Consider the following 22,717-nt stretch of genomic DNA (forward strand, 5'->3'; position numbering starts at 1 on the left):
TGCATCTTCTATAGATGAAAGTCGAAAATATGAAGGGGTAAACCTTGCATAATTCAAAGAGACTTCATCATGTTCCAGGTTTCCAGGGACCCCCAGAATGGAAACAAGAGCGGATGGTGCTGTTCGGTGAGTGAATTTCTCTCAGAATACAGATTGAACAAGTACACCATTCCTCAGTGCTGTCCAGCCTCGATCATGCGACGAAGACCTTCTTCAAGGGCCACGCGAGGTTCCCAGTCCAGCATGATTCCCGCCTTCCCGATATCCGGGCACCGTCTCTTCGGGTCGTCCGCAGGAAGCGGCTGGAAAACGAACGGGGAATCAGATGACAGGAATTTTTTTATTCTTCCGGCCAGGTCGAGGATCGTGATTTCCATGGGCATGCCGATATTGATGACTTCCCCGGTCAACCCGTCTCTTCCGGCAAGCTTCAGGAGGGCGGCAACCTGGTCCGTGACATAACAAAAACTCCTCGTCTGCTCTCCGCTGCCGAATATGGTGATAGGCCGCCCATTATTTGCCTGCTCGATGAACCGGGGAACGACCCGCCCGTAGTACCCGTCTGCCCGCATGCGGGGGCCATAGGTATTGAAAATCCGGGCAATTCTCACGTCAACCTTGTGCTGGCGGAGGTATGCCATGCAACACGCCTCTCCGACCCGTTTTGATTCATCATAGCACCCACGGACGCCTAGGGTGTTCACGTTGCCGTTATACGACTCGGGAGTGGGAATTACGGTTGCATCTCCATACACTTCACTCGTTGACGTGAACAGGAACCGTGCGCCGTGTTTCTTCGCGATACCCAGAGCATTCAGGGTTCCAAGACTGTTTGCCTTGATGATCTGGATGGGGAACTGATCGAATTCAAGGGGGGATGCCCGTGATGCGAGATGGAAAACAACGTCGATCTTTTCTGATGGCTGGTAGGGGTTGCTGATGTCATGCCGGATCAGCATGAAGGTATCATCATTCACGAGATGCTCGACATTTTCTTTTCTCCCCGATGAGAAATTGTCGAGGCAGAGCACCCTGCCATTCTGCCGGTGCACAACGTCACATATCCAGGACCCGAGAAATCCTGAACCGCCCGTTACCAGGACCGTGGTATCTTCAAACGACAGGCCGTCCAGATTTTTTACAATATCCCCGACATCCTGCTCTATCAAGGGCATAGCCTCCTGATAAATTCTTCAACGTGAGGCCCAAGCTCGGGATCGGCTAATGCGAGCTCGATGTTTGCCTTGAGCCAGTCAATCTTGTTCCCGATGTCAAGCCTTCTCCCGTTGAAAACATGCCCAAGTACGGTTTCTTTCCGGGCCAGGATTCTCAATGCGTCTGTCAGCTGTATCTCCCCCTTGCGATCAGGTGTCACTTCCCTGAGGCAATCAAATATCTCAGGGGTGAGGAGATACGACCCCAGTATCGCAAGATCGGATGGAGCGTGTTCAGGTACTGGTTTTTCGATCAGGTCGTCGATGACAAAGGCATCTTTCCGGGTGTCATCAGATGTCGCCACAATCCCGTAGTTCTGGATCATGTCCCGCGGGACTTTTTCAACGGCGATGACACTTTTCCCGTGCTTTTCGTATATCGAACCCAATGCCATTGTACACGGCGGAATGGTTATCGTATCCCCCAAAAGTACCGCAAACGGGTCACCCCCGGCAAATGCCTCGGCATGACCGATCGCATCGCCAAGGCCCCGCACACCTTTCTGCCGGGTATAATAGATATTGATCCTGCCGAGAATTTCGTCAAGGCTGTGGATCATTTCGTTGCCTGACGCGTTTTTATCGAGATCGAAGTAGTCCTCGATTGCCCGCTTTCCCTTACCCGTGATGATCAGGATATCCTTTATCCCGGACAGGTAGGCCTCTTCAACGACGTAATGGATGACCGGTTTATGCACAACCGGGATCATCTCTTTCGGCATCGATTTGGTGATGGGAAGAAAGCGTGTTCCCAATCCTGCTGCCGGGATGACCGCCTTTGTAACCGTCTTCACCAGCACACCCCTTCGTACATACCTGCTGTCTTTTTTGCCCGCTCGACCCTGCGGCCATCTATGACTGTTTTGCCGGTATAGTCGATCCTGTCGAATTCGGGCCATTCGGTGACGATCAGGATTGCATCGGCCGCCAATACTTCTTCTGCTGTCCTGGCGTAGGAAATGCCGGGGAATTCCCGTCTGAAATTATCCATGGCCAGGGGATCGTATGCAATGATGTGTGCCTTCTCATCCAATAGTGCCCGGACTACCGGGATAGCACGTGTTTCCCGGATGTCATCGGTACCCGGTTTGAATGCAAGGCCCAGGATACCGATGGTCTTTCCAGGGATGTCAAGGTGCCTTTTCAGGAGCTGGACGAGCTTCTTGGGCTGATCTTCATTCGTTGTTATGACCGCCTGGAGGATATTCCTCTCCGTTCCCGACGTTTTTGCAAACTCGATGAGGGCCCGGACATCCTTTGGGAAACAGGACCCGCCAAACCCTATCCCCGATCTGAAAAAGGCCGGGTTGATCCTGGCATCCATTCCTACCCCCTGGAAGACTTCGTAGCTGTCGATTCCATGGACTTTGCACAGGTTCCCGATCTCGTTTGCAAAGCTGATCTTGGTTGCCAGGAAGGCATTGCTGACATATTTTATCATCTCCGAAGTTTTCAGGGACGTTATCATCTTCGGGCAGTCAACCGGGGAATACAGTTGTTTCACGAGTTCTCCGCTTGTTTCGTCCTGCGCACCGATGATGACCCGGTCAGGATTGAAGAAATCATGGACCGCATTCCCCTCCCTGAGAAATTCCGGGTTTGAAACAACGGAGAATCCCTTGCCGGCTTTTTTTCCTGATTGTTTTTCCAGCGCTGGAATAACGACACCCTCGGTCGTTCCGGGTATCACCGTGCTTTTCACGACAACCGTATGGATGCCTTCTTTCCGGGCTACGGCCTGTCCAATGTCGCTGCAGACCTGCTCTACGTATTGAAGGTTGATCGAGCCATCCCCGTTTGAGGGTGTTCCGACACAGATAAAGGAGATCTCACTCTGCTGAACGGCCTGAACCGGGTTATCCGTAGTGGCAATGTGTCCCTTATTTTTCCGGAGCAGGTCGTCCAGGCCGGGTTCGTATACCGGGGGGCGGCCTTTTTCAATCATATCGAGTTTGCGTGTATCGATGTCATTGAAAATTACCTGGTGGCCCCAATGAGCGAGGCAGATGCCTGTGACCGAACCGACATAGCCGGTGCCGAATATCGAAATCCGCATGTATGAATACTGCGTTGGGTTTTATGAGGATTAAAATGTTGATAACAAAAGGTGACAGTAACCACCCAGGGAGTGCATGAAACAGGGGGTGTTCCACGCACTCTCTCCCGGGACGTTTTCCGTGTATGTTATGTGAGCAGGCGGGGAAAATTATCCTGCCACATTTGGGGAAAATTATCCCGCCGGTGACATCGGGCTATTGATCCGGTGAACAGGTTACCGTATACCCGGTGAACCCAACTCTTCCACCAAGTACCTGAGGAAAGTCTCTTTTATTAATGCAGCACACTATGCATTGGGAATGTACCTATGCACCGTATACGAAGAGCTATGCAGATAATTATTATCGGGGTGCTTCTCGGGTCAGTGATACCCACTGCGAGTGCTGTATTCGATTACCCTCCCTGCTGCCCCAACTATCGGGATTACCCGTATTACTACTACCCGGTAGACCCTTACTACATGTTCCCCGTCTATTGCTCCTGTCCTTTCCTGGATGATGCCCTGAACAGGTCGATTTGGAAGGATATCCCTGTATCTTATTGGGAGTGGGTCATTGAGACCCAGAGTGGAAGATCGTCATGCACCTCGTGTGGGGGTTTCTCCACGACTTCTTCGTTCAGCTATTCGAATGCAAATATCATCTTCCCGGAAAAGGACATGTTATTGGAGGGATACGACAAAATTTCAGTCAGCACCAGGTTCAAATCAAAAGAGCAGGCCATGGGGAAGTTTTTATAATACCGCATTCCGCATTAACTTTTTTTTTGTAACTGTTCATGGTCAGCCGCTAAGATCCTTGTGCAACGACGTAATAGTAACAATTAGTGGTAGAAGATCAGCAGAATAACGACATCAATGAAGTGACCTCTGCATCTTATATTTAATCGCTTCCAGCCGTCATCGAAGAACAAAATCGCATCATATCAGAGTTGCGAGCAGAAAACGCCCAGCTGAAAGCCCGCATCGCAGAGCTCGAAGGGAAAGCACTCATGGTCTACCCAAGCATCGACCACCAAATCGTTGAATCCGGCATGCAGGAAAACCCTGTCTCTCATGCTTCTGGTACTGGTATTAAACGTGGGTGCAAGAGGCCGTCAAAAGCGAAAAACCTCCTCGACTGTTGCCAGAAACACGAGAAGGATAGCCTCTCGTTCATGTATGACTTCCCGATTCTGCTCTCAAATATTCTGGCTGAACGGGATATCCGGATGATGAAACTGCCAAAATAAGATTTCTGGGACGTTCAGGAGCCAGGAAGGAGCTGACTGGTTCTGCAGGGTCAGAGGCCATATCTCAACAGTGAAAAAAAAGAATGGGATGCCTGTGTCCGGGTCTCTGCTGGAGGTCTTCCGAGGGCGAACCCTTCATCCATTATTTTTAACCTGACTTCGCCAGAAGAAGGATGAGAAGGTAGTGTTTATATAATTTCATGCAAAAAAACACAGCCTTCTCATTAGGTAATATAGCATTAATCGATAAAATTGATTCGGAGACCAACTTTTTCGCATCAGTTCTTGGCGGAGTTGGTGGTCGAAGCAAGTCATTCATACCATCCGTAAAGCTTCTCATCAGCAACAAACTCAATCAATCGGTATCGATCAATAAGATTCTGGACTTTACCCCCGACGAACTTCTCAAGACACTGGGGTTTGAAGATACAATTTCAGACCGGAGTTTGTATCGGACTCTGGAACGACTGGGAGAAAGAAAGTCGATTGTTCTTGACCAGTTTCAACGCTGGATCTCCCAGCAGAGCCTCGTGGATCCAACCCAGTTCGTGGACTTCAGTTCGAGTTACTTTGAGGGGACAAAATGTCCGCTGGGGAGTTAGGGTATTCCCGGGACAATCAGCCAGGGAAACTCCAGATCGCATTTGGGATCAGTGTCGGCCTCAATAACATACCGACGATGCTGACCATCCAGAAAGGAAATGTTCAGGATAAAAAGCATATGCAGATGCTGATCCGGTTATGCTCGAGCGTTCTTCCTGAAGGCAGTCTTCTGGTGTTTGACTGTGGAGGGAATACCCAGGATAACAAACGAAGGATCCGCGATCTGAAGTTCCATTATTTGACCCTGAAAGCAAAGAAGAAAGGACCATACCGGAACGAGATAACGATCTACCATGCCAGGAAAGAAAGCCAGGTTTCATTCGTTTCTGGCAACCGGGTCTATTCATGTGTCAAATATCGGGATGGCGAAGAAGTCCGCATATATTTTTCTGTGACGACCTGGCCTGTGACCAGTTGACGAAGAAAGCAAGGAAACTTGAGAAAGACCTGGAGAAGGGGAAGGTTCTCACAAAGAAGGTTGAACGCGGAAAAGATCTCGGCCAGTATATCGCTCCTGAGGGTTGGATCATCGCCCGTGGTCATCTCCAGAAGATCATTGGCGATATCCCCAACCCCTATGTAACCGGTCTTGAAGGTTTCTTCGTGCTTGAATCAACCATCGATGATGATCCCGAAAACATCCTGAATGCCTACAAGAATCGTGACCGTGCAGAGAAGTTCATCCGGGACCTCAAAGAAGGAGCCGAGCTCCGGCCGATCCGGCACTGGTCCAAACACGCGGTGATCGGGTACGTGTTGATCGTTTTCCTCACCAAAGTCCTGGTGAGTTTGACACAACTTTTCTGTAAAGATCCCGTCGTGAAAAATCTGAAAGTCCTCAAAAATTATCTCACGAATTTGACACTTACGATCATATACCCTTCTTTTGGGTATCCTGTCAAGATCATTTCCAACTTCTCCCCAGAAATACGCCCAATTCTTGGAGATTTTATCAAGAGATATGGTAGCCTGGAGGCGCCAAATCACTGGTAAATTGCTTCTGGCGAATTGGGTTAAGTCGTTTAAATTTGATGGAAGTACTGAAAAGTGGCGAAGTTAGGTTTTAAGGTTGATGGCCCTACTGAAAAATGGAAAAGCTAGGTGGATAAATTGGCACCATATCCTTTATTCTTTAAGTTGCTTTTTATTCGCATGAATTATAATTACTTCGGACACTTCATCATCGAAAGAATCAAGAAATTCTTCAATGGTTTTATCCTCCGGCTCAATATTTACGTTATAATTTTTAAAAATATAGTCTAGAAGCTCCTCAGGATTATTTTTTGAAGGATTAAAATTATGTATTTCCATTTCAATTCTTCTTATCCCCTCTATTTCCTCAGGATGAATAAACCACTCAAAGCCCTCACAGTCGCACTTGAGAAAATCACATCCTCCAGATATTTGCTTCAATTGAGTGAATGAAAATGTTTTAATTTTCTTCGAATTTCTAATCCACGTAATTATATGCCATTGCCCATCTCCCAATGCCCCTTCAATTATGCGTATATTCATGTTATTGAGTTTAATATTATTTTTTAATTCACGAATTGTAATTGGTTCAACTGCAATAATATTATCAGATAATTTTGCCGCTAAAATTGTGAAACCTCCGATATTCGCACCAATATCAATAACATAATCTTCTTTCCTAATATCTGAAAAGCTGTAGTCTTGAAGTACATCAAAAAGTGTTGATAAATCATCTGAAGTGCGGAAAATCGCTCCATTTTCCATCATCACATACGGAAAAATCTTTGAATTAATCGAGAAATTATCTGGATCCTTTAAATTATTATAAACCCAATATTTCAGTTTTCTAAAAAATGATGATTCTTTTCGTTTCTTTTTGAGGGTCATGTTATTCGACATTTCGTTATACAATAAAGCAGGATTCATTACTCATTATTCCGTATCCCTTCCTGAATCAACAATTACTTGATTGGATTAAGAAATCTTGAATATTTTGTATGTCCGGCAATACCTTGGATTAACAATCTTCCTATTTTAAAAATATACGGATTTATTGCAATAAATTTTAGCAATATAGGAGTGATGCCCCCTCTATTACCATAATTATTCATATAAATATCAGATACCTTATGGATTGGAACCTTTGTTGTCATTTCAGTTTTTTGAACCAAATCGAGAACGTATTGCGCTATTTTCATTGACTCAAAGCTATTAATTATATGTCTTCTGCCGTTCACCCCAAATTCTTTTCGCAATGAAGGATTGTCAATCAATTCTTCAATTGCAGAAACCATATCACGCGCGTTTGTAGATATATAACCGCATAGGTTGTTTGGAACAACTTCACACTGGCTGTTATCAGTCCAAGGTGTACTATAACTTACAACAGCCGTTTCGCAAAGAAGAGATTCTGCAAGAACCAAGCCAAAGCTTTCTCCCTGTTCCGCTATATGAAAAAAAATATCCGCTGCTGAATAGCAAATGCAAAGGTCATGGTCACTCTTTAAATTCTTAAGATGAACAATTTTTTGTTTGATTTCATTGGGTAGATGATCTATATCAAAAACAATAGATTGTGGGGGATTTACCACAATTAGGCGAAGATTATCCCTGCGATGGCAAAGCTCAACAAATATGCTAATGAGTAAGGGCGACCATTTAATGGGACTATCCTGTCCTACTCTCAATAAGACAACTTCGTCAGAGCTTATATTGTATTTCTTTTTAAATGAAATGATTTCATCAGGAGGAGCTCTAAAGAATTTTGAAATATTAATCGGATTTGGAACAATAAAGGATTTTACTTTTCCGCCGTTACCTCTATATACCCATTCGCACCATGAAGATAATTGAAAACTTATATCGACCCTGGTTTCCCAAATTGATGGGTGTGAAAAAACATTCGTTTCAATAATAATGGGTTCTTTCTTTGATTCTTCGAAAACTTTCAATAGATTGACTACGGAATCAAATCCGGAAATAAAGACACTATGTATATGGATAACATCAGGCGACCAAATCTTAATTTCAGTGATATCACCCATTTGCCATATAGGAACACCCTTCGATAAAATCTCTTTTGCGCGAACACCAAGACCTTCAATAGCTAATATTCTGGAATCATGTCCAAGATCATGATAACCCTCTGCAAAATTTTGCGCTACTCTCTGGGTGCCTCCCTTTTCTAAGTTTAATACAACAGTTAGAATTTTCATGGGTGGTGTCATTTATTATGTTAGGAGGAAGAAAGATTATTGGTTCCTAATTTATACTTATGGTGGCAGTATTAGTTCCTCGTAATAAAGTCGAGAGTCTTTGTATAGCCCTGATTCATAATAACGATTTTCAAAGAAATAATTATGTTTTACCAAAAATATTTGAGATAAAAGATTCTTTCTCCAAGAAATTCGATGTTAAAATAATTTTCATATCCAACCAGCCAGAAATTAGACCTCATACCTCCTCACAAGCTATATACAGAAAACTTCAATATTTGAAATTAGATCGTGAATGGTGTAAATATCGGAATTTACGACCAAAGTCATTGGCAATTTCTTTACCCTTATTGATGTGGGATGTCTTTAACAGCTATACATTTAGAAGGCAGTCTGGCCTGTTATGGAATAAAAAGAGTTATATTGAGACCGTTGTCACGGATAAACATATACGCTCATGGAACGCCTTTTCAGAGACTAATTGCGAGTATTTAATTTGCTTTGAAGATGATATTGTTTTTAAGGATAACAGTATTCAAAAACTTGAAAATATCCTTGAATTTGTAAAAAATCAAAAGGACCGCCTTATTTATATTGATTTGGCGGGAGGCTGTAATCTTGAAGATTTAAAAATTAGTAACTTAGAAATTAGGCATGATGATTATTTCAGATATTATACAAAGCCTGTAACAAATACAGCATGTGCATATTTGATCAATAAACCTTTGATAAATATTTTTCTTGATAATATTTTGAGAAAACCACATCTTAGGTTAATTGGAATCGATTGGATGATTAACAAATTGTTTATTAATATTAACCCGGACAGGAATACATTTTTTTGTGTTCATTCTGACCCTTCAATTTTTTTACACGGTACAAAATCCGGTGAATATAAATCTTGGAATTCGGATTGATGACTCAAAGAATTGAAAATTTCTGATAAAATTAAATATCGAAAAAGGTTTTTGCGTTTCGGTAGTATTTTAATACTTAAAATCGTTGCATTTTAACATTAGATTGTTAAATGGTTATTATGTCCAGAATGGATAACTCCTTGGGTACCCGATGTAAAATATGTTCTTCTGGTGTAAAATTTATCTTCCAAAGAGAGATATTAAAAAAATATCCTGTTAAATATTTTCACTGTCAAAATTGCGGATTTATTCAAACAGAGGCACCCTTCTGGCTCAAAGAGGCATATTGCGATGTGATTAATGCTTACGACACTGGGATATTAGCCCGGAATATATCATTTTCAAAATTTACCACAAATTTCTTATTTTACCAATTTGGAAGAAAGTCACAGTTTTTAGATTATGGAGGAGGATATGGCATATTCACGAGATTGATGCGGGATATTGGATTTGATTTTTATTTATTCGACCCGCAGTGTCCAAACCTCTTTGCAAGAGGATTTGAATTCAATCCCAAAATGAATAAAATAACTGCGATAACCGCATGGGAGTGCTTCGAACATTTCGTGGAACCAATGGAAGATCTAAAAAAAATGGTATCCATTTCAGGAAATATCCTCTTTTCAACTGAATTACTTCCTGAGAAAATTCCAAATCCTGAAACCTGGTTATACTATGGTTTTGAACATGGTCAACACATTTCATTCTATTCACATCAGACATTGGAACATATGGCAAGGAAATTCGATTTGAATTTTTATTCCCAGAACAACATTCACTTCTTCTCGGAAAATAAAATTAATAGTTCCCTTTTTAAAATTCTATGGTATTTATCACATTGGGGTCTGGATAGCATCGTAAAATGCGCATTAAACAGTAAGACTCATGAAGATATGGAAGTGAATATAAAATTATTCAATAAAATCTGACTATTAACACATGGATGCAGTATTCAGTCCCGAGGCTTTATTTATTGCATAGAGAGGATATCTTGTTGAAGCACATCCGTGGGATATTACTAAAATGATCCTTTTGTGTAAATCGATCAGCTTTCCAATTCCGCATTACATATGGAGGATGGTGGAGTGGAAATTCGAGAGCAGAAGATGGGATATTTGAAAATTTATCCTTCTTTTTCGTCAGGGTCGCTTCCTGGCCGAATCCGACATTTGATATTAAATTGACATGAGGTATAATTGAAAAAGCATTGTTCATCCACGATGAAAACACCCATTGGTAATCCCATGTTTTTAATGTTCCGTCATAAACCCTATCAAAAATCCGATTCCAATACATGACGCTCAATCTATCGTGAAGGAACCCATTTAAAAATCTATTTTCTTTAACTTCAGGCCACATCAGGATATTCTTATCATACTGTTTCCAGGCTCTCTTCCATGTCGCCCAGCCCCATATATGGGGATATATTGAAAAATAATAGCTATATTTCGTTCGTTTCTTACCAAACTGGAAGTTATCACCCGATATTGTCATCACACGATTGTCATCGTCATATTTTAATAGCAATTCATCGCAATACCTGAAAAAAGAGGCATCGGGGACGCAATCGTCTTCAAGGATAATTGCCTGATCTTCTTGTGTAAAAACCCAGTTTAACCCGCTGATTACACGTTCCGGACATCCCATGTTGGTATCAGAGTAAATTTTTTTTATGGGGGAATCAATTTCGGAATTTTCTATCAATGCCCTTGTTTCATCACATCTTGTTTTATCAGCAGGGGCATTATCTCTCGGACCGTCTGCAATGACATAGATCTTGGGGGGCTTTGCTTTCAGTATTTCATCGAGTACGAGCTTTGTCGTTTGAGGACGATTAAAAATGATAAATACAACGGGAGTTGTTAATTCCCATCCATGACCACTCATGTACTCAAATCTTAATAATATAATTATTTCAAATTAACGACAAATTTTTGTTCAAAATCTAATGAAAACGTTTCTTAACCTCCATTTATGGTAAACTCTTTTCATACACTATCTTCGTTTCCCACGCGGTCCTTTCCCAGCTGAACTTCCCAAGTTGCTTCAAACCTGCATGAATCAGTTTATCCCGCAACTTCTCATCTTCCAGAACATCCGTGATTGCCGAACGAAGAGACTCGGAATCAGTGGGATCGAAATACAATGCCGCGTCACCTCCCACTTCCGGTAATGAACCGGTATTACTGAGTAGCGCAGGACATCTGCAGGCAAATGCCTCAAGAACAGGGATACCGAATCCTTCATACAGGGAGGGAAATATGAAAGCAATCGCCTTTGAATACAATCTCTTCAAACCGTCATCATCGGTCCGGACCTGCACAACCTGGTTCTGGATTGATAACCTTTCGAGCAGTTTTTGTTCATCTTCGGAAAATGCTCCTCCTCCTGCACAGATGACCTTAAGATCGGGGTTATTCTGTAAAATGCTCGCTACCGAAGTGATAAAAAAATTAAAATTTTTATATTGACGACGATTTCCAACAAATAACAAGTACTTCTCATCCAACTGACGATCTTTTTGAGCAAAGGATACACGCTCTATTTGAAAAGAGCTTCCATGATAAATGACCTCTATCTTGGCCGGGTCAACATCGTAGAATGTGAGTACGTCCTCTTTTGTATTCTGTGAAACAGCGATAATTGCACTCGCCCTTCCAATAACTAACCGTTTATATGCCCGAGTTCTGTCATACTTTGGAAAAGATTGTGGATACAGCTCATGGATCATGTCGTGAACGGTGATTACGAACGATTTTCCTCTCAAATATTTCAGGTAATATGGATCATAATATGTCGGATGAACAAGATCGTGATTTCCCTTAAGAAGCGCTGTGCGGGAATATGGCTTGTTTACAAAATTTAAGAACGGCCCCTTTCCCCGGCAGTTACAATCCGGGAAAAGGCGATGATATTTGAAAGAGGGATATTGTGGAAGGTATTCATTGTTGGAGTAATGGAGAGCGAGTTCGAACGATACCCCCATTTCCTTATTTATTCTGAACTGGTTCATCAATTCGATAAAATATCGTGAAATTCCACCATACTCCTGCATTGCAAACGTCTGGTGATCGTATAGTATTTTCATGGTTCTTCTGGTTCTTTTCTCATGAGATTTGTATCCTCTTTCATTTACCTTTTTTTGAACAATTCCTAAAAAAAAACAAGCCCTTAAAGACAAACCCGGATAACTCATATACGGCAAGGATAATTCGGGGAAAATGAGACTATCCATAATCACCGTCTGTCGCAACGGCGAGGCCCTGATCGAGCGGACAGTCCGGAGCGTTGTCAGCCAGGACTATCCGCATATCGAGTATATAATCATCGACGGAAACTCAACCGACGGTACATTGGATATCATACGCAAGTTCCGCAATAACATCGCCGTCCTCGTTTCAGAGAAAGACAACGGCATCTACGACGCCATGAACAAGGGTCTCACCCATGCGACAGGAGACCTCGTCTACTTCCTGAACAGCGGGGACTACCTGGCATCAGGACAGGCTATACGCGACGTTATCCGGGAGATCGAACGGTGTCCGCAGTCCGGCATCTTCACCGGCGACGTGATGTACTATGACGAGGTGAGTGCGGAACGGTGGTCAGGAGAACGGAAGACCCCCACCGATCTCATGGCACGGGTCATCTGCCACCAGGCAATCATCGCACGAAAGGAGGTGTTCGACAGATACGGGGGGTTCGACACCCGCTACCGCATCTATGCGGACTACGACTGGCAGTTGCGGGCCGTCCTTGACAACGGTGTCCGGGTAACCTATACCGGAGTCCTGCTTGCCTGTTACCTGAAGGCAGGGAAGAGCGACCGGGTCTGGAAAAAATACCTTCCGGAGAGGAGGGAGATCGTCAGGAAACACGCATCACCTGGTCGGATGGCGTCCTATGTGCTCCATTACCCGGGTGACGGCCTTCGCTACATCGTACACCGGATCAAGGGGTATTTTATCACCGAGTCCTGATCTGAACGATTGAAATCCAAAGACTATTCTTTCATTAACCAGACATCCCCGTTTTATCGATTCTTTCAAACATAAAATGAGAGCTTCTTAAAGATTTTATATATAAATTGAAATCTTTTTTCCAGTCTTTTTAAAATTATAACTAACAACAAACACCCACTTTTCAGGACTGGATATCTACTGGCCGGGAAGAAATAATATGCAATTTTAGGGAGGTTTTGCCTTAGGATAATTCGGGAGAGATGATACTATCCATCATCACCGTGAGTGAGGTCCTGATCGGGCGGACAACCCGGAGCGTCGCCAGCCGGGACTATCCGCGTATCGGGTACATAATCATCGACGGAAAAACTCAACCGTCGGTACATTGGATATCATACGCAAGTTCCGCAATAACATCGCCGTCCTCGGCGAAAGAGAAACGGCATCTACGATGCCATGAACCAAGGGGTCTCACCCATGCGACAGGAAACCTCGTCTCCTTCCTGGGTTACCGTGCGAACACATGGTAAACCACAAAAACCTGCGGTTAAATAAATCGGCCTGTGGATCAACCCCCGGGGGTAGGACGCATGCTGCCCCGCATTTTCTCCCTATTCTGCTGGCAGTGTGCGGCAGGATGCTTCCCCCGGAATCCGGGTGATAACGGGTATTTTCGCCCGGTGGGATGTTACCAATGGCGTTATAATGGATGAAAGATAAAATTAGTGGAGCAAAATATAATGGGACGGGCCCCGGGGATGAATTCTGGGAATAGAAGCACGCAGGAACTGATATTTCCTTTGTGGATTGCATGATCAGCATTGTTGTCGTCAACTATAACGGGGACCGGTTCCTGGGGGCCTGCCTTTCTTCCATCTCTTTGCAGACGTATCGCGATTTTGAGGTCATCGTCGTTGATAATGGATCAACGGACGGGAGCGAAGAGAAGGTTCATGATTTTTCATTCCAAACACGCCTGATAAAATTCAGCACCAACCGCGGTTACCCGGCTGCCTTGAATGCCGGCATCAAGGCGGCGTCGGGTGAGTACATTCTCACGCTTAACAATGATACCATAATCTCGGACACCTTCCTTGAAAAAATGCAGTCTGCAATACAGAGCGACCCGTTGGTTGGCATGTGCGCCTCGAAGATGATCCTTCCTGATGGGATGATCGACTCGACGGGCATAGTGCTCTCAATGTCCGGGGCGGCATGGGACAGGGGTATGTTCCAGAAAGATGAAGGCCAATTCGATGTTCCGGGGGAGGTTTTTGGTCCCTGCGCTGGTGCCGCCCTTTACCGGAAAGAGATGCTGGAGGAGATAGGGTTTTTTGATGAAGACTTCTTCATGTACATGGAAGATGTTGACGTAGCATTCAGGGGGAGGCTTGCCGGGTGGAGATGTCTCTACGTCCCTGGTGCTGTTGTAGTCCATCATCACGGGGGAACAGCGGGACGCGGTTCAGATCTCTGCGTATATTACGGGAACCGGAATATCATCTGGTACTGTTTCAAGGATTTTCCGGTGAAGATGTTGGTTGCTTTCCTCCCCTGGATCCTTGGAAGGAACCTGGTGGTTATTTTTTATTATGCAATGAAACAACAGGGAAAGGTGGCTGTTAAAGCAAAGGTGGACGCCCTGAGAGGACTCGGTAAAATAATTGGAAAGCGGCGCGAGATCATCCAGGTTTGTCCTGATCATGAAATCATGAAATTTATCGAACCATGGAGCGACATGATGGCGGGAAAGAATGTGGATCATTGAATATTACGATCTCATCAGGATCCTCGCCATCAGCGACCTCCGGGTCAAATACCAGAGCTCGGTACTGGGATTTTTATGGTCGCTCCTCAACCCGTTTTTAATGCTGATGGTGCTCTACGTGGTATTCAGCAGGTTGTTCACCACCTCAGGCCCGGACTTTATCCTTTTTCTCTTTGTTGGGATTACAAGCTACCGGTTCTTCTCCAACGGGACAACGGCATCTGTGAGCTCTATCGTGGCGAAGACAAGCCTCGTGATGAAGGTCTATATCCCGCGGGAAGTCCTTGTTTTCTCAAGTGTCCTCTCAAGCCTGATAAGTGCATTCCTGGAGTTTATTATCCTTTTCGCCCTTCTTATAGTCTTTAAAAATCCGTTTACATGGAATATTCTCCTCTTCCCTATTATCACACTCATCTATTTTGTTATCATTTATGGTGTCGGCCTTACCCTGGGAGCCCTGTATGTTTTCTACCGTGACCTGAATCAGATCTGGGAGGTTGTTTTGTCAATCGGGTTCTTTCTCTCGCCTATCCTCTATCCCGTTACCCGGATACCTGAGCACATGCTGAAATACTACATGCTGAACCCGGTGACCACCATCATGGTGATGTACCGGGACTCGCTGCTGTATGGGACGACACCCTCGGCCTGGTTATACGGGTACTCCATTTTCATCGCAATCGTATTACTGGGTATCGGATTGGCGGTATTCAGGAGGCTGCAATGGCGATTTGCCGAGGAGATCTGAAATGAACTATGTTCGGTGCGGTCCATCGGATCATCCGCAGTCGGGCACGGGCTCTGACGAGAGTATGGTCCAGGTCACCCGTCTCTCCAAGAAGTTCAAACTGCCCCATCAGAGGAGCCTGACCGCCTTTGATCGCCTTGCTGCTTTCATAAAACGACAACCACCCTTGTATGAAGAATTTTTTGCACTCCGGGATGTGAATTTCCACGTAGAGAAGGGGGAGACCCTCGGCATCATCGGGCCGAACGGGTCCGGGAAGAGTACCCTTCTCAAGATTGTCGCAGGAGTCCTTGCTCCGGACAGGGGTTGTGTGTTCGTCCGGGGAAAGGTTGCCCCGTTCCTGGAACTTGGCGCTGGTTTCGAACCGGAACTTTCGGCACGAGAGAATATCTACCTTTATGGTGCGATCATGGGGATTCCCCGGAAGGAAATTGACCGGAGATACTGGGATATCCTGGACTTCGCCGAGCTTCACCGGTTTGAATTCATGAAGTTGCGGAACTTCTCGTCAGGAATGTATGCCCGGCTTGCCTTTTCGATAGCCATCCAGACCAATCCGGATATATTCCTTCTCGATGAAGTGCTGGCGGTTGGCGATGAGACGTTTCAGAAGAAATGCATCGAGAAAATTGAAGAGATCCGGCAATCCGGAAAGACCATCCTGTTCGTGTCCCACAGCCTCGCAGAGGTCAAAAAGTTATGCAGGAACTGCATCCTGCTTTACAACGGGCAGGTTGCCAAAATTGGACCTTCCGATCATGTTATTGAGACCTACCTCTATGATATGGAGAAAATGTCATCTTGAAATACAGGATCTGCAAGAGTTGATCCCCGGGGACTTATCAGGTTCGACCGGAAAATTTTGGCTGAGCTCTCAAACTGTGACCGTACACGCAGCAGGATGTAACAAACACTTTCCTGCCTGGAGAAGGCTTTTTTTTAATTCTTCATGGAAAATAAAAACCATACTCCCGGGTATTATTTGTCGGTGGATATCGTGATTTAGGGTCTGGTATGACCTGCCGGGGGAGGAAACGATGAAGGAATACACCAGAACCAGGATCGAAAGGTATCTGTAGGAAAACAATTTACAGTTGAGTATTCATTTATGGAAAAGTCAGCTGCTGGAGCCAGATTTCTCATTTATCGCTATAAATATTTACTTTTATTCGTGATGGTGGGGATTTTTTTCCTGCCCAAAATGGGCCCTTTCGGCCCTAATACCGGGTTAGACAGCTCGTGGGTAATCGGAATCACAGAAGCATTCATTCAGAAATTCCAGTTCGGGTCTGAAATTGTATGGACCTATGGACCGCTCGGCTTTCTAATCATGCCGGTTATCCACAACCATTGTCTATGGAAGATTGAAGTAATTTTTTTATTGTTCATCCATTTTCTCTTTATAATTTCCATCTATTTTCTCCTGGAGCATCTTTCAGCGAGATGGTTTCATTATTTAATCTTTATCCCGGTCTTTATACTGGTCCTACCCAATCCGCCTCCATATAATTCACCTCCGTTTGTGAAACTTTTCATAATAAGTCCAATCCTGCTCTTTCTTCTGTACATCAAACGATCGTCAAATCTGCCATTCATCTTACCGGCGACTATTGGTTTTTTCCTCGCACTCATCTCCCTGATAAAATTCGATATGTTTTTAAGTTCACTCTACCTCATCCTCGTATTCGTCCTTCTCAGCTGTATCATTAAAAGAGACATTCTGAATGGGATAGCACTTTCCAGTTCTTACTGTCTCTCTTTTGTTTTCATGTGGTTCATTTCCGGGCAGTTCATTACCAATATTCCCGGGTATATCATCGGCGGCATTGAATTCACGAAAGGATATTCCAGCGCAATGGCGATTTCAGGACCATTCTGGCAGGAAGTCATTGGACTTATAACCATCCTCGTCCTCCTGGCAAGTATACTCTATTTTATCATCCGTAATGAACGAGAAGCGATACTCTTTTTTATTTTTAACGCATTTACACTGTTTATTGCGTTTAAATCCGGATTTGTCCGTCATGACATGCATGTCCTGGGTTTTTTAATGGTCTTTTTAGTATTCGGAGCAATAACCCTGGTATTATTAACAAGTGAATTCCGAAAATGTCAAGACAATGAGATTGTAAGCATATTAACTGCTCTCAACAGTGTTATCGTTGTATTATTATTACTCTCCGGGGTATTTCTAACACCCTTGGTCTTCAATCATAATATTGTTTCAGAAGCGCCGTCGATAAAAACCTCTATTGAACTGTACGGAAACGAGACATATTTTGACCAGCATGTTGAAATGTATAAAACGATAATCCGTGAGAGTTATGCAGTAAAGCAATCCATGCTTGAAAATATCGATCAAACCCCTCTCGATATTATTCCTTCAGATATCGCATTGTGCTGGGCATATGACCTTAACTGGTCTCCGCGGCCGGTAATCCAGTCATACTCTGCATATACAGAATACCTTGATGGAATCAACGGCCTCCATTTTTCAGACCGCGACCTGGCGCCTCAAAAAATTCTGTACGGACCGTACGCATCAATAGATGGGCGATACCTTCTCTTTGATGAACCTGCCACATTTCAGGCAGTTTTTAATAACTATTCATTCGAGGACCGGTCGGGCGGGTTTATTCTTTTAAACCATTCGGGCAGACCCGATGATGAACAGCCGGAACAGGTTTTATTGACAGAGACGGGAAAATTGGGAGAAGCCGTCAGAATCCCTGAATATTACGGGCAGCTGTATGGACATATCGATATACAGCACAGCATGTTCGGAAATATCATGGCTACCCTGTACAAACCAAAACCCCTGTTTATCAAATTCAGGATGAAGAACGGTGAAACTTCGCCAGAATATCGTTTCATTCCCGGAAATGCAAAGGATGGACTGTTTTTAACACAATATGTTCCCGATATAGATACATTGGCATGGATTTTTCAGGGAAATCTGATCAACAATGTTGATACCATTACCATCCAAACAGATCATCCGGAGTATTATAAGGAAGATTTTGTAATAACGTATACCGGAAAACCGTACTTCCTTTCACCCGACATCCACCTGGTTTACCTGCCATTGAATTTTGTAAAAACCCTGCCAGAACAGACGTTTTTTACGTCTTTTGGCACAATTGGTACCGTCACCAAACCAATCCTCTTCGAACATTCGATGGAAGGCGGCTCTCAAATCCTTGTCGAAAATGTTCATCTCGGCCAGAATGATTCACTGCTGTTTGATGTTGCGATGGATCCCAAGACCTGGTCACCTGACAAAGGAAACGGGGTTGTATTTGAAATCTGGATTAGTACAAACGTTTCCCGGGATAAAATTTTCACGGAACACATAAGTCCCCAACACAACCCTGAAGAACGGAAATGGAATAATTTTATCGTCGATCTATCGGAATATGGTGGAGAGACGGTCTCCTTTATGCTTTCGACATCACCTGGACCGGATAACGATATGTCATATGACTGGGCATGGTGGGGCGATCCAAGGATCAAGAGAGGTTCCTGAAATTATTCCGGGAAAAGAACTAACTTCGCCACTTTTTTCGTAGGTTCCATAAAATTTTAGACGGCTTAACCCAATTCGCCAGGAACAATTTTCAAGTGATCTGGAGTCTCCGGGCAGACAGTCGGTTGGACGGAGTGAAATAAACCCGTTCCTTATTATCTCCATATTCAAACTGAGGCGAATCAAGCGTGAGCTATTATCTTGATTACGCGTAAAAGAAAATACGGTTAACCCGGCGTGAATCGCCCAGGATACAGGAGATCTCAACCGGGAAGGGAGACCTATCCCGGAATTGAGATGCAGGGGTCAGGTACATTGGAATCATAATGAAGGCTTAAGACCCTCCTTTTTCCATGGCATTATAGATCGGAATGCAGCGGGAGAAGGTCCAGAAGCTCTTTTCTCAACTGGTTATACCCGATCCGTTGCAGGAACCCGCGCCGTCCGCTCTCCCGGGTTTGTTTTCCCGGGTCTTTGCATCCTCCTGAGTATGGCACCGGTATGACGAGACACGATGTGTATCTTCCGCGTTAATGAGTCCACTCGATGATCTTGATATCAGGACCGATTGCCTTGATGATGCAGTCCCTCATGTCGGCATAATGGGGGCAGGGATAACCGATAGGGTTTCCCCTGGTGATGCACGATGCAAACACGATCGCCTCTGCTCCCCGTTCGACCATCATTTTTGCCCGGGGGATGGCCCTCTTCCCCGGGCACCCGCCACAGGTCACGAACCCGACTATGTCAACAGGCCCGGTTTCCCGGAATGCGCCTTTTCCCTCCCTGGTCACGGTGAAATCCATGGTCGCCGGGCACATATCCTCGGTCATCATGCAACGGATGATACCTATTTTCATACGGTGAAATCTCCCGGCATGGCGATAATTCCTTTCATGGTAACCGTAAATCCCGGCCCCTGTCGGAGCGGTGGAGTCTTTTAATAATTGCTTGAAATCCCTTCAAACCATCCAATTCGGGGAGACTCCCACCCTACCCCCAGATAGGATCTTCACCGAACCGTTCCATCCAGAAATCCGCGGGGCTCTGCTCGAGGTCCTGTGCGAGATCCTCGATCCGGAACGAGAAAACATGGTTCGTGCAGTAATCGAGCAGGAGATCGTAGGCCTTCTTGACGCGGATCGTCATCTCGTGCGCAGCCGCCGGATCCTTCCGGGATACATCGGGATGCCAGGTCCTGATCTGTTCGTGGTATTTCTGCCGGATTTCGTTCAGGGAGGCCTGTTCCGGGATTCCCAGCACATCAGCCGCCTCTCTGAGGACCGCAGGGGTGACATCGGCCATATACGATCTGTATCGTTCATCCAGCGATAATAGTTCGTGGTGCAAACGATCCCTTTTTGCTGATGGTTGTTGCAGATCTTCTCAAGACAGATGACCATCGATAAAAGACCACTCATTTATCTCAACAACGCTGCGACCAGCTGGCCAAAACCCCCCGGGGTGCTGGCAGCGATTGCACAATCCCTCTCCCTCCCGGTTTTTGGTTCAGGGAGGACAACCGGGACCCAGGGGGAGGATTACATCACCCGGGCCCGGGAGGGCCTCTCCGCTTTCCTGGGAGGAGAACTTCCCGAACACCTTGTTTTCACCCATAACGCAACGGATTCACTGAACATCCTCGTATCCGGGTTCCTGGCCGGAATAAATGAAGAATGCCATGTCCTCACCACGGCACTGGATCACAACTCCGTGCTCCGTCCACTCCACGAATACCAGCAGCAGCACCGGATACGGCTGGACATCGTTCCCTTCGAAGACTGTTATGTTCCGCCGGAATCAATCGAAGCCTCCATCCGGCCCGATACCAGGCTCATGGTCATGACCCATGGAAGCAACGTTCTCGGCTCAGTCCAGGACATCAGGACAATCGGGGAGATCCTGCACGACCACGGGATCTACTTTATCGTGGACGGTGCCCAGACTGCCGGCCATGTTCCTGTCGACCTGAAGAACCTGCCGGTTGATGCCTTCGTCTTCACCGGCCATAAGGGCCTGCTCGGAGTCCCGGGAACGGGAGGATTTTACATCAAGGATCCGGATGCAGTCGCACCCGTCCGGTTCGGCGGGACCGGGACGGACTCGTTCTCACTCCTCCACCCCCGCGAAATGCCGGAGCGGTTCGAGATCGGAACCCACAACTACCCGGGCCTGGCAGCGCTTGCGGCCGGGGTGGAGTTCATCAGCAAGACTGGCCTGGCCTCTGTCAGGGAAAAGGCGGAACGACAAACCGCGTTTCTCATCCGTGAACTGAAACAGGAGGAGAACATGACGATCTACAACGGCCACCCGGATCTGCCGATCATTGCCTTCAATATCAAGGGCTTCCAGAACGATGACGTGGGATTCATGCTGGCCCGGGGATATCGCATCATTGGCCGGACAGGACTGCACTGTGCACCGCTGGTCCATAAGGCCATTGACGGCGGGGAGGGGTCTGTTAGGCTCAGCCACTCCTGGTTCACGACCGATGAAGAGTGCCGGATTGCAGCGGATGCCATACGGAGGATTGCCCGGAATGCGGATTCTACGGTCGGTCAGGCATAAGGCCTGTGCGGACGGCTCATTCATGAAGGAGTTCCTCCTCGACACCCCGGTATCTCCGGAATTCTTTACCTACCTGGGCAACTTCGGGCAGGTCGAGTCCCTCCCCGGCGTCGGTGAGGGATTCTACAAGTTCGAGAAGCCGGACTGGTTCTCCATCAAGGGATTTTCAGGGGATACGACGGTCGAGGTCCGGTTCAAAAAGGAAGTGATGGACCTGACGATTGACTTTGTCTATTTCCTTTTTTCCTCGTACCGGGAGGGGGAGGTTGATCTCTCCAGCCTGAAACGGAGGGAGCAGGCTATCGGAGAACGGGTCCGGAAACGAATCTACGGGGCATGAAAGAAGGCGAAAAGGGTGCCGCAGGACGTATTTGAGGAATATGCCGATGATTACGACCGGTGGTTTGATGAGCACCGGGACGAGTACCTCGCAGAACTCTCCCGTATCCGCCAGGTGCTCCCGGCACCAGACTCCCGCGCCATCGAAGTGGGGGTCGGTTCCGGGCGGTTTGCAGCCCCCCTGGGAATCAGGATGGGGGTCGAGCCGTCTCGTGCCCTCTGCCGGATGGCACACCGGCGGGGAATTGAGGTTATCCGGGGCACGGCCGAGGCGCTCCCGGTAAAGGACAGCTCCTGTTCCTCGATTCTTATGGTAACGGTCATCTGTTTCCTGGACGACCCGGTCCCCGTGTTCGGTGAGCTCCACCGCATCCTCGTTGACCAGGGGACCCTCATCCTCGCATTTATCGAGAGGGAAGGAAAGATCCACCAGAGGTATCTCCGGGAGGGGGGAAAAGGGAGATTTCTCTCCCGGGCGCGGTTCTATTCCCAGGATGAGGTGCGTGGATTACTCGATAAAACCGGCTTTGCGGTGAAGGCGGCAGATCCAAGGGCTGGCTTCTGTGTGATCGCCGCACAAAGGCTTTGAGAGGTTG

24 protein-coding genes are annotated in these 22,717 nt (G+C 45.9%); 15 read left to right on the forward strand and 9 right to left on the reverse strand.

Annotated elements, in window-relative coordinates:
- Positions 1-173 precede the first annotated feature (173 nt).
- From IPI71_04100 to IPI71_04110, 3 genes are read right to left on the reverse strand one after another with little or no spacing between them, the layout of a single operon-like run.
- Complete coding sequence (locus tag IPI71_04100) at positions 174-1,175, reverse strand: SDR family oxidoreductase (GenBank protein ID QQR71689.1); 1,002 nt, start codon at positions 1,173-1,175, stop codon at positions 174-176.
- Complete coding sequence (locus IPI71_04105) at positions 1,166-2,113, reverse strand: UTP--glucose-1-phosphate uridylyltransferase (protein ID QQR71690.1); 948 nt, start codon at positions 2,111-2,113, stop codon at positions 1,166-1,168. The genes IPI71_04100 and IPI71_04105 overlap by 10 nt, the downstream gene beginning before the upstream one ends.
- Positions 2,005-3,270, reverse strand: coding sequence for a UDP-glucose/GDP-mannose dehydrogenase family protein (locus IPI71_04110; protein QQR71691.1), 1,266 nt, complete (start codon positions 3,268-3,270; stop codon positions 2,005-2,007). The genes IPI71_04105 and IPI71_04110 overlap by 109 nt, the downstream gene beginning before the upstream one ends.
- A 330-nt stretch (positions 3,271-3,600) precedes the next feature.
- Here IPI71_04110 and IPI71_04115 point away from each other — a divergent pair, with 330 nt between their 5' ends.
- The 5 genes from IPI71_04115 (at position 3,601) to IPI71_04135 (ending at position 6,098) form a co-directional block, all read left to right on the forward strand.
- On the forward strand, positions 3,601-4,011 hold the full coding sequence (locus tag IPI71_04115) for a hypothetical protein (GenBank protein QQR71692.1): 411 nt from the start codon (positions 3,601-3,603) through the stop codon (positions 4,009-4,011).
- Positions 4,012-4,202: 191 nt separating this feature from the next.
- Positions 4,203-4,502, forward strand: a complete 300-nt coding sequence (locus IPI71_04120; protein QQR71693.1) for a transposase — start codon at positions 4,203-4,205, stop codon at positions 4,500-4,502.
- Positions 4,503-4,702: 200 nt separating this feature from the next.
- On the forward strand, positions 4,703-5,104 hold the full coding sequence (locus IPI71_04125; protein ID QQR71694.1) for a hypothetical protein: 402 nt from the start codon (positions 4,703-4,705) through the stop codon (positions 5,102-5,104).
- Positions 5,086-5,523: a hypothetical protein gene (locus IPI71_04130; protein QQR71695.1), complete on the forward strand. Its 438-nt coding sequence runs from the start codon at positions 5,086-5,088 to the stop codon at positions 5,521-5,523. Before IPI71_04125 ends, IPI71_04130 begins: the two co-directional genes overlap by 19 nt.
- Positions 5,520-6,098 (forward strand): hypothetical protein, encoded by a 579-nt coding sequence (locus IPI71_04135; GenBank protein QQR71696.1) that lies wholly within the window; start codon positions 5,520-5,522, stop codon positions 6,096-6,098. Before IPI71_04130 ends, IPI71_04135 begins: the two co-directional genes overlap by 4 nt.
- Before the next feature lie 132 nt (positions 6,099-6,230).
- On the opposite strand, the gene IPI71_04140 is transcribed toward IPI71_04135, so the two are convergent.
- Both IPI71_04140 and IPI71_04145 read right to left on the reverse strand, forming a co-directional pair.
- Positions 6,231-6,965 carry an FkbM family methyltransferase gene (locus IPI71_04140; protein QQR71697.1) on the reverse strand — a complete coding sequence of 245 codons (735 nt, stop codon included), beginning with the start codon at positions 6,963-6,965 and terminating at the stop codon, positions 6,231-6,233.
- Between the two features lie 74 nt (positions 6,966-7,039).
- On the reverse strand, positions 7,040-8,305 hold the full coding sequence (locus IPI71_04145) for a glycosyltransferase family 4 protein (protein QQR71698.1): 1,266 nt from the start codon (positions 8,303-8,305) through the stop codon (positions 7,040-7,042).
- Between the two features lie 50 nt (positions 8,306-8,355).
- Between IPI71_04145 and IPI71_04150 the strand changes: the two genes are divergently transcribed.
- Positions 8,356-9,210 (forward strand): hypothetical protein, encoded by an 855-nt coding sequence (locus IPI71_04150; GenBank protein QQR71699.1) that lies wholly within the window; start codon positions 8,356-8,358, stop codon positions 9,208-9,210.
- A 110-nt stretch (positions 9,211-9,320) separates the two neighbouring features.
- A complete protein-coding gene (locus tag IPI71_04155) occupies positions 9,321-10,139 on the forward strand; it encodes a class I SAM-dependent methyltransferase (GenBank protein QQR71700.1) in 819 nt (272 codons plus the stop codon).
- Positions 10,140-10,176: 37 nt separating this feature from the next.
- Here IPI71_04155 and IPI71_04160 read toward each other — a convergent pair whose 3' ends face one another.
- Both IPI71_04160 and IPI71_04165 read right to left on the reverse strand, forming a co-directional pair.
- Complete coding sequence (locus IPI71_04160) at positions 10,177-11,097, reverse strand: glycosyltransferase family 2 protein (protein ID QQR71701.1); 921 nt, start codon at positions 11,095-11,097, stop codon at positions 10,177-10,179.
- Positions 11,098-11,182: 85 nt separating this feature from the next.
- Positions 11,183-12,445 (reverse strand): glycosyltransferase family 4 protein, encoded by a 1,263-nt coding sequence (locus tag IPI71_04165; GenBank protein ID QQR71702.1) that lies wholly within the window; start codon positions 12,443-12,445, stop codon positions 11,183-11,185.
- Here IPI71_04165 and IPI71_04170 point away from each other — a divergent pair.
- The 5 genes from IPI71_04170 to IPI71_04190 all read left to right on the forward strand — a co-directional run bounded on the left by IPI71_04170 (position 12,432) and on the right by IPI71_04190 (position 19,214).
- Positions 12,432-13,190 carry a glycosyltransferase gene (locus IPI71_04170; GenBank protein QQR71703.1) on the forward strand — a complete coding sequence of 253 codons (759 nt, stop codon included), beginning with the start codon at positions 12,432-12,434 and terminating at the stop codon, positions 13,188-13,190. The genes IPI71_04165 and IPI71_04170 overlap by 14 nt on opposite strands.
- 793 nt (positions 13,191-13,983) lie before the next feature.
- The gene (locus tag IPI71_04175) at positions 13,984-14,940 is read left to right on the forward strand and encodes a glycosyltransferase family 2 protein (protein ID QQR71704.1); all 957 of its coding nucleotides are present in this window, start codon (positions 13,984-13,986) and stop codon (positions 14,938-14,940) included.
- Positions 14,927-15,688: an ABC transporter permease gene (locus IPI71_04180; protein ID QQR71705.1), complete on the forward strand. Its 762-nt coding sequence runs from the start codon at positions 14,927-14,929 to the stop codon at positions 15,686-15,688. Before IPI71_04175 ends, IPI71_04180 begins: the two co-directional genes overlap by 14 nt.
- Before the next feature lie 64 nt (positions 15,689-15,752).
- Entirely contained in the window at positions 15,753-16,493 is a 741-nt protein-coding gene (locus tag IPI71_04185) for an ABC transporter ATP-binding protein (GenBank protein ID QQR71935.1), read from the forward strand.
- A 303-nt stretch (positions 16,494-16,796) separates the two neighbouring features.
- On the forward strand, positions 16,797-19,214 hold the full coding sequence (locus IPI71_04190) for a hypothetical protein (protein QQR71706.1): 2,418 nt from the start codon (positions 16,797-16,799) through the stop codon (positions 19,212-19,214).
- Between the two features lie 530 nt (positions 19,215-19,744).
- Here IPI71_04190 and IPI71_04195 read toward each other — a convergent pair.
- Together IPI71_04195 and IPI71_04200 are read right to left on the reverse strand one after the other, a co-directional pair.
- Complete coding sequence (locus IPI71_04195) at positions 19,745-20,074, reverse strand: CGGC domain-containing protein (GenBank protein QQR71707.1); 330 nt, start codon at positions 20,072-20,074, stop codon at positions 19,745-19,747.
- 133 nt (positions 20,075-20,207) lie between these two features.
- Positions 20,208-20,519, reverse strand: a complete 312-nt coding sequence (locus tag IPI71_04200; protein ID QQR71708.1) for a J domain-containing protein — start codon at positions 20,517-20,519, stop codon at positions 20,208-20,210.
- A 90-nt stretch (positions 20,520-20,609) separates the two neighbouring features.
- On the opposite strand from IPI71_04200, the gene IPI71_04205 reads away from it, so the two are divergent.
- Genes IPI71_04205 through IPI71_04215 form a run of 3 tightly spaced genes read left to right on the forward strand, consistent with a single transcriptional unit; the run spans position 20,610 to position 22,710 of the window.
- Positions 20,610-21,782, forward strand: a complete 1,173-nt coding sequence (locus IPI71_04205; GenBank protein QQR71709.1) for an aminotransferase class V-fold PLP-dependent enzyme — start codon at positions 20,610-20,612, stop codon at positions 21,780-21,782.
- Positions 21,754-22,122, forward strand: a complete 369-nt coding sequence (locus tag IPI71_04210; protein ID QQR71710.1) for a hypothetical protein — start codon at positions 21,754-21,756, stop codon at positions 22,120-22,122. Before IPI71_04205 ends, IPI71_04210 begins: the two co-directional genes overlap by 29 nt.
- Positions 22,123-22,137: 15 nt before the next feature.
- The gene (locus IPI71_04215; protein QQR71711.1) at positions 22,138-22,710 is read left to right on the forward strand and encodes a methyltransferase domain-containing protein; all 573 of its coding nucleotides are present in this window, start codon (positions 22,138-22,140) and stop codon (positions 22,708-22,710) included.
- The last annotated feature ends 7 nt before the right edge of the window (positions 22,711-22,717 follow it).

The organism is Methanolinea sp. (assembly GCA_016699325.1).
Taxonomy (GTDB): domain Archaea; phylum Halobacteriota; class Methanomicrobia; order Methanomicrobiales; family Methanospirillaceae; genus UBA9949.